The 12900-nt window shown below is 63.3% G+C and carries 1 protein-coding gene (only partly in view); it reads right to left on the reverse strand.

The window, feature by feature from the left end; all coding sequences use genetic code 11:
- On the reverse strand, positions 1–12274 hold the beginning of the coding sequence (locus tag ACODTO_RS27075; protein WP_489107321.1) for a non-ribosomal peptide synthase/polyketide synthase. It extends 18623 nt beyond the left edge of the window; the window shows 12274 of its 30897 coding nt (coding positions 1–12274); the start codon lies at positions 12272–12274; its stop codon lies beyond the left edge, outside the window.
- Positions 12275–12900: the final 626 nt, after the last annotated feature.

Raw genomic sequence — 12900 nt, forward strand, 5'->3', positions numbered from 1 at the left:
GCAAGTCAGGGATGCGTTTGCCGATAGGGCTGACGCCGGTCAGTTGGGCGTCGGCAGCACACAGTGCACGGTAGGTCACGTGCACGGTGGTTTCGGTGATGCCGTACATATTCACCAGTTGCGTGCGGGCGTTGGCTTGACGAGCGTACCAAGGCTTGAGGATCCCGGTTTCCAGTGCTTCGCCGCCGAAAATCACCTGCCGCAGGCTGTGGTCCAGGTCGCTCTCGCCCTGGGCCGCGATCAACTGGCGGAACGCGCTCGGCGTCTGGTTGAGGATGGTCACCCCGGCCTCACACAGCAACGCATAGCAGTATTGCGGGGAGCGGCTGACCAGTTGCGGCACCACCAGCAGACGGCCGCCCTGGGTCAGTGCGCCCCAGATTTCCCAGACCGAGAAATCGAAGGCAAAGGAATGGAACAGTGCCCAGACGTCTTGCGGGCCGAAATCGAACCACGGCTGGGTGGCCGAGAACAATCGCGCGACGTTGCGGTGTTCGACCATCACGCCTTTGGGCAATCCGGTAGAGCCGGAGGTGTAGATCACATAGGCCAGGTGACTGGCCCCAAGGCCCGGTACATCCGGGTTATGCCGTGGCTGCTGCTCCATTTCGCCGGCTTCGAGCGGATCGAGCAGCACGGTCGGCACGCTCAATGGCGGCAGGGTTTCACACCACTCACGCTGGGTTACCAGCGCCACCGGGCGGCTGTCGTGCAGCATGTAGGCGATGCGTTCCGCCGGATAGGCCGGGTCCAGCGGCACGTAGCCCGCCCCCGCCTTGAGGATGCCCAACAGGCCGACAATCATGTCCAGGCCGCGCTCGACACAAATCGCCACCCGGTCGTCCGGGCGAATACCCACGGCCAACAGGCTGTGGGCCAACTGGTTCGCGCGGGCATTGAGCTGACCGTAGGTCAGCGTCTGGTCTTCATGGACCACCGCCACGGCGTCCGGCTGGGCCATTGCCCAGGCTTCGAATTGACGATGGATCAGGGCGTCTGCGGCATATTCGGCATTCCGGGTGTTCCAGGTTTCCAGCAACTGCCGGCGTTCGGCGGGCGGCAGGACCGTCAAGGCGTGCAGCGCAGTGTGCGGCGCTTGCTCCAGGGCGGTGACCAGGCTGTCCAGTGCCATCTGCATGTAACCGCAGATGCGTGCGGCACCGATCGAGGTATCGACCAGGGCCGTGAGGGAGAAACCTTCCCCAAGATCATCGACGTTAAGGGTCAGCGGGTAGTTGGTACGTTCGTCACCATTGAGCGCCTCGATCCCGTTCCAGGCCGTGAGGGCGTCCTGGGTCACCTCGGCGGCGCTGTGCCGGTAGTTGAGCAAGGCGCTGAACAGCGGCGTCGGCGCCGCCACGCCACTGCAGCGCTGGGCCAGCGCCAGGGAGGCATGTTCATGGCCCAGCAAATCCGTCAATCGGGCGTGGGTCGCCTTGACCCCGGTACGAACATCTTGAGCGCCCACGTCCACGCGCAACGGCAAGGTGTTGATGAACATCCCCAGCGCCCGGTCGGCCCCCTCGCCGCCCTGCATCCGGCCCAGCAATACCGTGCCGAACACCACCTGCTGACTGCCGGACACCTTGCCCAGCACCTGCGCCCACGCCAGGTGCACCAGGCTGGCGGCACTGACGCCCAATTGCCGGGCCTGGGCCCGCAGACGCCTGGACAGCTCAGGATCCACCGCCTCGCGGACCTCAGCAATGCCATGGCCGTCCCCCTGCACATCCTGCAAACCGAAGGGCAGTGTTGGCTCATCGATATCGCCGAGCATGTCGCGGAAGAACGCCTCGTGTTCCGCCTCGCTCGCACCCAGTCGTGCCTGGGCCACATAGTTGCGATAAGGCATCGCTTCGCCCAATCGCTCGCCTTGCCCCAACAGATGCAGTTGCATTTCATGCTGCATCACATCCAGCGCGGTATGGTCCAGCGCCATGTGGTGGAACAGCAGGATCGCCACCCAGCGGTCCTGGGCCTCGTCCTGGCTGTAGACCAGTTGCAACATCGGTGCACGGCGCAGGTCCAGGCGGTAGTGGCGCGCATCGAAGCGGCTCGCCAGTTGCGTGGCGACATCGCCGGCCGTGACATCGGCCTCGAAGCGCTGTGGCTCCAGCTTCACCTGGCGCCAGACCAACTGCAGTGGTTCGTCCAGGCCTTCCCAGGCCACGCTGGTGCGCAGGATGTCGTGGCGGTCGATCACCACCTGCAACGCCTCGACGAACGCCTCGAAGCGTTCGAGGCTGTCGAAGGCGAACTGCGACTGGAGCACGTAGGGGTCGCCCTGTTCGGCGGCCAGGTGGTGATAGAGAATGCCTTCCTGCAACGGCGCCAGCGGGTAGATGTCCTGCACATTACGGGCACCACCCGGCACGGTCGCCACGATCTGGTCGATCGTGTCCTGGGTCAGGTTGACCAGCGTCAACAGCTCCGGAGTGATGTGTTCACAATCCAGCGGAATCAGGTTTTCGGGGACAGTAATCTCCTTGCCACTGCCCACTGCCGCAGCCAGCGCGGCCAGGGTTGGCTGACTGAACAGCACCCGCACATCGGCACTCAGGCCGGCCTGGCGCATGCGTTCGATCAGGGTCACCGCCAGCAGCGAGTGACCGCCGAGTTCGAAGAAGTGATCGTGACGACCGATCTGCTCCACCTTGAGCACCTCGGCCCAGAGCCGGGCCAGGGTCTGTTCCACTTCACCCTGCGGGGCTTCGTATTCACGGCTGGCATAGGCCTCGGCGTCTGGCGCCGGCAGTGCGCGACGGTCCAGCTTGCCGTTGGCGGTCAATGGGAAGGATGGCAGCACGACAAAAGCGCTGGGGACCATGTACTCGGCCAGCGTGCTGGCCAGTTGGCTACGCAGCTCGTGTACCGACAGGGTGATGTCCGCTTCCGGAATCACATAACCCACCAGGCGTTTCGGCCCGGCTTCGTCCTGCCGCGCCAGCACCACGGCGTCTTTCACGCCGGCACATTGGCCCAACCGAGCCTCGATCTCGCCCAGTTCGATACGGAAGCCACGGATCTTCACCTGGTCGTCGTTACGCCCCAGGTAATCCACGGCGCCGTCGGCACGCCAGCGCGCCAGGTCGCCGGTGCGGTAGAGCAAGGCCGCCGGATCGGCGCTGAACGGGTCGGCGACGAACTTCTCGGCGCTCAGTTCCGGACGGTTCAGGTAACCAAGGGCTACACCGTCACCACCAATGTACAACTCGCCCGCCACACCCACTGGCACGGGTTGCTGTTGGGCGTCCAGCACATAAACCCGACTGTTGCCGACGGGACGACCAATCGGAATTCCCCCCTCGCCCACGGTACGGATTTCGTGCGTGGTGGTGAACGTGGTCGCTTCCGTCGGGCCATAGCCGTTGAGCAGATGCTGCGGTGCGCCATCTTTCAGGACGCGACTGATTACCGCCGGATCCAGCACGTCGCCACCCACGATCAGGTAGCGCAGCTGTTTGAACACCGGCAGCATGCCCGCAGCGTACTGGTGGAACAGCCCGGCAGTCATCCACAGCACGCTGACCGATTGCTCGGTCAACAGCGCGGCAAAGCGCGCCTGGTCCAGCAGCACATCCTGTTCGACCACCACCACGCAACCGCCATTGAGCAACGGCGCCCAGACATCCAGGGTACTGGCATCGAACGCCGGGTTGGAAGCAAACGCCACCCGATCCCCGGCGTTGAAATCCGCGTAGCCGTTGTTGATCACCAAGCGGTTGATCGCCCGATGCGGCACCAGCACGCCTTTCGGGGTGCCGGTGGAGCCGGAGGTGTACATGATGTAGGCAACCGCTTCGGCGCTCAGGGTCAGATCGAGATTATCGGCGGACTTGTCCAGCTCGACGGTATCCAGGTCGACACGCACAGGGCCTCGCGTCGCGGTCGTGGCACTCAGGGTCAGCAGTACCCGCGCCCCGCTGTCTTCGACCATGAACTGCTGGCGTTCCAGGGGCGCGTGGATATCCAGCGGCACAAAGGCAGCGGCGCATTTGAGCACTGCCAGTTGGCTGACCAACAGTTCAAGAGAGCGCTCCAGCAAAATCGCCACGCGCTCCCCCGGCTGTACACCCAGGCCGACCAGATGACGGGCCAGGCGATTGGCCCGGTCGTTCAGCTCGGCGTAGGTCAGGCTGTGCTCGTCATGCACTGCCGCCAGCGCCTCGGGATTGGCCTGCACCCGTGCCTCGAACAGACCATGGACGGTCCTGTCCTGCGGATAGCTGCGGGTCGTGGCATTGAATTCCACCAGCAGTTGGCGACGCTCGGCCGACGGCAGGACCGATAGGCTGTTCAATGGCGTCTGTGGCGCCTGCTCCAACGCAGACACCAGGTTCTCCAGCACCACGTTCATGTAGGCGCAGATCCGCTGCGCGCCGATCTGCGGCAGCGCCAGCGCGGTCAGGTGGAAATCTTCGCCCAGGTCGTCCACCGACAGCGTCAGCGGGTAGTTGGTGCGCTCTTCGTTGCTCAGGATCTCGATGCCGTTCCAGGCCGCCAATGCATCGGCCGAAGTCACATCCGCGCCGCTGTGCCGATAGTTGAGCAAGGCACTGAACAGCGGCATCGGCGCGACCACGCCGCTGCAACGTTGGGCCTGGGCCAGGGACGCATGTTCATGCCCCAGCAGGCCGGTCAACCGGGCATGTGCGGCCTTGGTACTGCCGCGCACATCCTGGTCGCCCACGTCCAGCCGAAGCGGCAAGGTGTTGATGAACATGCCCAATGCATGTTCGGCACCGTCGCCACCCTGCATCCGACCCATCAACACAGTGCCGAATACTACGTCCTGTTTGCCGGATACCTGGCTCAGTACCCGCGCCCAGGCCAGGTGATGCAGGCTCGCCCCACTCACCCCCAACGTCCGGGCCTGGGCCCGCAGACGGCGACTCAGGTCTGCGCAAAGGTGCAACCCGGCCTCCTCGATATCGCTGCCGTCGCCGCGTACATCCTGCACACCGAAGGGCAGCGTCGGTTCGTCGATGTCACCGAGCATGTCGCGGAAGAATGCTTCATGTTCCTCGCGGCTGACACCCAGGCGAGCCTGGGCCACGTAGTTACGGAAAGGTGCCGCTTCACCCAGTTGATCGCCCTGGCCCAGCAGATGCGCCTGCATTTCGTGGCGCACCACTTCCAGTGCCGTGTGATCCAGTGCCATGTGATGGAACAGCAACAGCGCGACCCAGCGCTGGTTGGCCGGGTCATGGGCAAAGGCAATGCGCATCAGCGGTGCCTGTTGCATGTCGAGACGGTAATGCAGTGTGTCGAAGCGCTCACGCAGCTGTCCGGCGATATCGCCCGCCTCGGCGGCCAGTACCACCTCCTCGACCGCCAGTTGCGCTTTGCGCCAGACCACCTGCACCGGCTCGTCCAGGCCTTCCCAGACCACCGACGTACGCAGAATGTCATGGCGATCGATCACCGCCTGCAGCGCATGGGCAAATGCGTCCAGGCGCCCATGGTCGGTGACGGTGAACGTCGCCTGCAACACATAGGGGTCACCGGTGGCCGCTGCAATGTGGTGGTAGAGAATGCCTTCCTGCAACGGTGCCAGGGGGTAAATGTCTTGCACATTGCGCGCACCACCCGGCACCGTCGCAACGATGCGGTCGATGGCCTGCTGGTCCAGAGCGACCAGCGGTAGCATCGACGGCGTGATCCGAGTGCTCCCCAGCAGAATGCCGTTGTCCGGTACCTCGACATCGCGACCGCTACCGACCGCGGCGGCCAGCGCCATCAAAGTCGGCTGACCAAACAGCACACGGATGTCCGCCGACCAGCCAAGCTGGCGCATGCGCCCGATCAGGCTGACGGCCAGCAGCGAATGGCCGCCCAGCTCGAAGAAGTGGTCGTGACGCCCCACTTGTTGCAGGCCCAACAGGTCCTGCCAGATCTGCGCCAGGGCGATTTCAGTCTCACCTTGTGGAGCTTCGTAGCCGCGGGTGATGAGTGCATCGTGTTCCGGCGCCGGCAAGGCCTTGCGGTCGAGCTTGCCATTGGGGGTCAGCGGCATGGCATCGAGACGCACATAGGCCACAGGCACCATGTATTCCGGCAATTGCCCTTGCAGGTGGCAGCGCAGCGTTTCGATGTCCACCGTTTCTGACTGGGTGAAATAGGCGACCAGGCGCTTGTCGCCCGGCACGTCTTCGCGGGCCAGCACCACGGCTTCCTTCACGGTTTCGTGTTGAGCGAGCTTGGCTTCGATCTCGCCCAGTTCGATGCGGAAACCACGGATCTTCACCTGGTCGTCGTTGCGACCCAGGTATTCGATGTTGCCGTCCGGGAGATAACGGCCGAGGTCGCCGGTCTTGTACATCCGGGCGTTCGGTTCGCTGCTGAACGGATCCTTGAGGAAACGCTCGGCGGTGAGGTCGTCGCGATTGAGATAGCCACGGGCGACACCTGCGCCACCGATGTAGATTTCACCCGGCACGCCCAACGGCACCGGTTGCTTGTGTTCATCCAGCAAGTAGAACTGGGTGTTCGCCACCGGTTTGCCGATGTGGGCAGCAAAGCCGTCTTCACGGGCCATCGACACCCAACTGGAATAGGTCGTGGTTTCCGAAGGGCCGTAGAGGTTGCACAGACGCTTGACCTGAGTCTGTTCGAACAACGCTTCCACCAGACTGCGCTTGAGGGCTTCACCGGCCACGTTCACCGTATCCACGCCCTCGCCCAGCCCACCGGATTCCAGCAAGGCCTTGAGCGCCGACGGTACGGTGTTGATCAGGGTGATGTCGTGCTCGCCGTGTTGCAGTTCCAGCACATTAGTGACCACTTCGATGCTGCCGCCCGACGTCAGCGGTGCGAAGCATTCGTACACGGCCAGGTCGAAGTTCAGCGAGGTCGAGAACAGGGTTTTGGACAGGGTTTTCGCATCGAACGAACGATGGGCCCAGGTCAGGAAGTTCACTGTGTTGCGGTGTTCGATCATCACGCCTTTCGGCAAACCGGTGGAACCTGAGGTGTAGATCACGTAGGCCAGATGCGACGAGGTCAGCTCGGCAACCTGCGGATTCGAGACGGACTCGTCCTGCCAGTGCACGCTACCGAGATCGATCACAGGCATCTTGGCACCAGCCAACAACCCAAGGGTCGCCGTCTGGACCAGGACCACGGCCGGAGCGCTGTCTTCCAGCATGTAGGCAATCCGATCCGCCGGATAGGCCGGATCCAGTGGCACGTAACCGCCACCGGCCTTGAGAATCGCCAGCAAGCCCACGACCATGTCGAGACCACGCTCGACACAGATCGCCACCCGCGAATCGGGCCGCACGCCCTGCTTGCGCAGGTAATGCGCCAAACGGTTGGCCCGTCCGTTCAGCTCGCGATAGCTCAGGCGCTGCTCGCCATGCAGCACCGCCAGCGCATCCGGCGTGCGCTGCACCTGCTCCTCGAACAACCCATGAATGGTCTGATCCAGTGGATACTCGGCGTCGGTGGCGTTGAACGCCACCAGCAGTTGCTCACGTTCCGCTTCAGGCAGAATCGGCAAGCGATACAACGCCGCCTGGGGCGTCTGCTCCAGCGCCTCCACCAGTTTTTCCAGGGCAGTGTGCATGTACCCGCAGACCCGCTGCGCGCCAATCTGCGCCGCCACCAGCACCGTCAGGCTGAAGCCGTTGCCCAGGTCGTCGACGTTCAATGTCAGCGGGTAGTTGGTGCGCTCTTCGCCATTCAGGGCATGGATACCCTGCCATGCATCCGTCGCCTGCGCCGAAACGGAGCCCGCGGCGCTGTGTCGATAGTTGAGCAAGGCGCTGAACAGCGGCAACGGCGCCGCCACGCCGCTGCAGCGCTGGGCCAGTGCCAGGGAGGCATGTTCGTGACCCAACAGCGAAGTCAACCGGGCATGGGTGGCCTTGACGCCCGCCCGCACGCCCTGGCGCCCCACCTGAATCCGCAACGGCAAGGTGTTGATGAACATCCCCAAGGCGCGATCGGTGTCGGCACCGCCCTGCATCCGTCCCATCAGCACCGTACCGAATACCACATCCTGCTTGCCAGATACCTTACCCAGCACCTGGGCCCAGGCCAAGTGCACCAGGCTGGCGACGCTTACCCCCAACTGACGGGCCTGGGCCCGCAAACGCAAGTCCAGGGAAGCCGCCACCGATTGCCGGGCCTCTTCGATATCATGGCCACTGCCCTGCACATCCTGCAGGCCGAACGGCAACGTCGGTTCGTCGATATCGCCGAGCATCTCGCGGAAAAACACCTCATGTTCTTCTCGGCTCATACCCAGGCGTGCCTGGGCCACGTAATTGCGATAGGGCACCGCGTCAGCCAGTTGCCCGACGTCGCCCATCAGATGCGCCTGCATCTCGTGCTGCACCACTTCCAACGCCGTGTGGTCAAGCACCATGTGATGGAACAACAACGTCGCAACCAATCGATGATTGGCGGCATCCTGTCCATAGGCCAGGCGCATCAACGGTGCCTGGCTGACATCCAGGCGATGGTGTCGTGGGTCGAAGCGCTGCTGCAACTGTGCCACGGCATCCCCGGCGGCCGGATCGAGGTCGACCGCTTCAACGTGCAGCTTCGCCTCGCGCCAGACCACTTGCACCGGCGACTCCAAGCCTTCCCAGACCACGCTGGTCCGCAGGATGTCGTGACGATCGATCACCCCCTGCAACGCCTCGACGAACGCATCGAGCCGTTCGCGGTGGTCGAAGGCGAACTGTGACTGCAAGACATACAGATCGCCCTGTTCGGCCGAAAGGTGATGGAAGAAGATGCCTTCCTGCAGCGGCGCCAGCGGGTAGATATCCTGTACGTTGCCAGCGCCGCCCGGCACCGTCGCGACGATGCGGTCGATGGCTTGCTGGTCCAGCTCCACCAGGGGCAGCATCGGCGGCGTGATCCGCGTGCAGCCCGGCAGGATGCCGTTGTCCGGTATCTGTATTTCGCTGCCGCTACCCACCGCTGCCGCCAGCGCCATCAAGGTCGGCTGGCCGAACAGCACGCGCACGTCGGCGCTCAAACCGACCTGGCGCATCCGCCCGATCAGGCTGACGGCCAGCAGCGAGTGGCCGCCGAGTTCAAAGAAGTGGTCGTGACGGCCGACGCGCTCGACCTTGAGCAGGTCCTGCCAGATCTGCGCCAGGGTGGTTTCAACTTCACCTCGGGGGGCTTCGTAGCCACGGGTGATGACCGAATCCAGGTCCGGGGCCGGCAAGGCCTTGCGGTCGAGCTTGCCGTTGGGAGTCAGGGGCAAGGCGTCGAGGTGTACGTAAGCCACGGGAACCATGTATTCCGGTAGCTGCCCTTGCAGATGAATGCGCAGAGCCTCGATGTCCACCGCTTCCGACTGAGTGAAATAGGCAACCAGGCGCTTGTCGCCGGGCACGTCTTCGCGTGCCAGCACCACGGCCTCTCTCACAGCGTCATGTTGGGCGAGCTTGGCTTCGATCTCGCCCAGTTCGATACGGAAGCCGCGGATCTTCACCTGGTCGTCGTTACGACCCAGGTATTCGATGTTGCCGTCCGGCAGGTAGCGGCCGAGGTCGCCGGTCTTGTACATCCGGGCGTTGGGCGTGGCGCTGAACGGATCCGTGAGGAAACGTTCGGCGGTCAGATCATCACGATTGAGATAGCCACGGGCGACACCGGCGCCGCCGATGTAGATTTCACCCGGAACGCCTAGCGGTACCGGTTGCTTGTGCTCATCCAGCAAGTAGAACTGGGTATTCGCCACCGGTTTGCCGATGTGGGCGGCAAAGCCGTCTTCCCGGGCCATGGAGACCCAACTGGAATAGGTCGTGGTTTCCGAAGGACCGTAGAGGTTGCACAGGCGCTTGACCTGAGTCTGTTCGAACAACGCTTCCACCAGACTCCGCTTGAGCGCCTCACCGGCCACGTTGACCGTATCGATGCCATCGCTCAAACCACCGGATTCCAATAGCGCCTTGAGCGCCGACGGCACGGTGTTGATCAGGGTGATGTCGTGCTCGCCGTGTTGCAGTTCCAGCACATTAGTGACGACTTCGATGCTGCCGCCCGATGTCAGCGGCGCGAAGCATTCGTAGACCGCCAGGTCGAAGTTCAGCGAGGTCGAGAACAGGGTTTTGGACAGGGTTTTCGCATCGAACGAACGATGGGCCCAGGTCAGGAAATTCACTGTGCTGCGGTGTTCGATCATCACGCCTTTCGGCAAACCGGTGGAACCGGAGGTGTAGATCACGTAAGCCAGATGCGCCGAGGTCAGCTCAGGCACCTGCGGATTCGAGACGGACTCGTCCTGCCAGAGCTCGCTACCGAGGTCGATCACCGGCATCGAAGCACCGGCCAACAAACCAACCGTTGCCGATTGGGCCAGCACCACCGCCGGAGCGCTGTCTTCCAGCATGTAGGCAATCCGATCTGCCGGATAGGCCGGATCCAGCGGCACGTAACCGCCACCCGCCTTGAGGATCGCCAGCAAGCCCACGACCATGTCGAGGCCACGTTCGACGCAGATCGCCACCCGCGAATCCGGCTGTACGCCCTGCCCGCGCAGATAATGCGCCAAGCGATTGGCCTGCTCGTTCAGCTCGCGATAGCTCAGGCGCTGCTCGCCATGCAGCACCGCCAGCGCTTCCGGCGTACGCTGCACCTGTTCCTCGAACAGACCATGAATAGTCTGTTCCAGCGGGTACTCGGCATCGGTGGCGTTGAACGCCACCAGCAGTTGCTCGCGCTCCGCTGCGGGCAGAATCGGCAAATCAGCCAGCGACGACGCAGGCGCACACTCCAGCGCCTGGGCCAAAGTCGCCAGCGCCGTTTCCATATAGGCACAGATCCGCGGCGCGTCGATCCCGTTCACCGCCTGGACGGTCAGGCTGAAGCCCTCGCCCAGATCATCCACCGAGAGCATCAGCGGGTAGTTGGTCCGCTCCTCGCCACCAAGCACCTGGATACCGTTCCAGGCAGATACCGCTTCGGTCGAAGTCGCCGTACTGGTGTGACGGTAATTGAGCAAGGCGCTGAACAGTGGCGCAGGTGCAGCCACACCGCTGCAACGCTGGGCCAAGGCCAGGGAGGCATGCTCGTGGCCGAGCAATGCGGTCAACCGTGCATGGGTCGCCTTGACCCCGGCGCGTACATCCTGCCCGCCAATGCTCACCCGCAGCGGCAAGGTGTTGATGAACATGCCCAAGGCGCGGTCGCCCCCTTCGCCGCCCTGCATCCGCCCCATCAACACGGTGCCGAACACCACATCGTCCCGGCCCGACACACGGCCCAGCACCTGCGCCCAGGCCAAGTGAACCAGACTCGCCGCACTCACGCCGAGCAGACGCGCCTGGGTCCTCAAGCCCAGACTCAGGCTGCTGGCGAGTGTCAATGTGGCTTCCTCGATGCCCGGTCCTGCGCCCTGCACCTCTTGCAGGCCGAATGGCAGGGTCGGTTCATCGACATCGCCCAGCATCTCGCGGAAGAACCCTTCATGGGCTTCAGCACCTATGCCCAGGCGCACCTGTGCCACGTAGTTACGAAAAGGTACCGGCTCAGGCAATTCATCGGCCCGGCCGAGCAGGAATGCCTGCATCTCGTGCTGCACCAGCTCCAGGGCTGCATGGTCCAGCGCCATATGATGGAACAACAGAATCGCCACCCAGCGGTTGTTAGCCCGATCCTCAGCACAGACCAGGCGCATCAACGGCGCCCGTCCCACATCCAGACGGTGGTGTCGGGTATCGAAACGCTGATGCAATTGCCACTCGATATTGCCCTCGGCCGGATCGAGCGCCAGCTCCTCCAGCGTCAGAGTGGCCTCGCGCCAGACCACTTGCATCGGTTCTTCCAACCCTTCCCACACCACCGAGGTGCGCAAGATGTCGTGGCGATCGATCACGCCTTGCAAGGCCTGGAGAAAATCGTCCAGGCGAGCCCGCTGGTCTACGCCGAACAAGGTCTGCAACACATAGGGATCACCCTGCTCTGCGGCAAGGTGATGGTAGAAAATGCCTTCCTGCAACGGCGCCAGCGGGTAGATGTCCTGGACATTGCCAGCGCCACCGGGCACGCCGTCGACGATCCGGTCGATCTGCTCTTGAGTCAGGCTCGCCAGCGGCAACATGTCCGGTGTGATGCGGAACGCCGGGCTCAACCAGTCGCCACCGTTTCTCTCCACCAGGGCGAGCAGTTCATGCTTATGGACGGCCAGACTGTCCCATACCGTGCTCTCCAGCCCTTCGTCATCGCCCTCGATCACAAGGTTTTCGCCATCCTGTTGGAGACGAATCGGGTGCTTGGAAAGCGCTGCCATCAGTTCGCTGAATTGCATCGAAGGACCTGCTTTTCTGGTTCGGAGTGGTTGACGATCAATGTGGTTTTCAGACACGGCGTGTCGCCTGGACGCGAGGATTGGCGGTGGACGGGCCGATCACCGCGTGCGGGCCAATGCAATGAATATCGTCATGTGCAACCGAAGGAGATCCCTCTCCGGGACTGTCTCCTTACAGGCCAAAAAAAATTAGAGCATTCAGTAGGGCATGTCTGTCATGGGAAGCAGGGACAAGTCCCGACGACGAACAGGTGGATGCCAACCCTGTGGAAACCGGGCTTGCCCGCGATGGCGGTGGCACATTCAACATCTGTGTGACAGACACTCCGCTTCGCGAGCAAGCCCGCTCCCACAGAGGGATCTGGGGTGAACAGGATTGGCGAGGCGATGCGGAAAAACTGTGGGAGCGAGCCTGCTCGCGATGACGGTGGTACGGCGAACATCACCACAAGCTGACCCACCGCTATCGCGAGCAGGCTCGCTCCCACATTGGATTCAGGGTGTACGCAGCATCTGCATACCCCGCCCAACCCTGTGGGAGCCGGGCTTGCCCGCGATGGCGGTGGCACAGTCAACATCTGTGTGACAGACACTCCGCTTCGCGAGCAAGCCCGCTCCCACAGAGG

It is taken from the genome of Pseudomonas sp. FG13 (assembly GCF_057809755.1).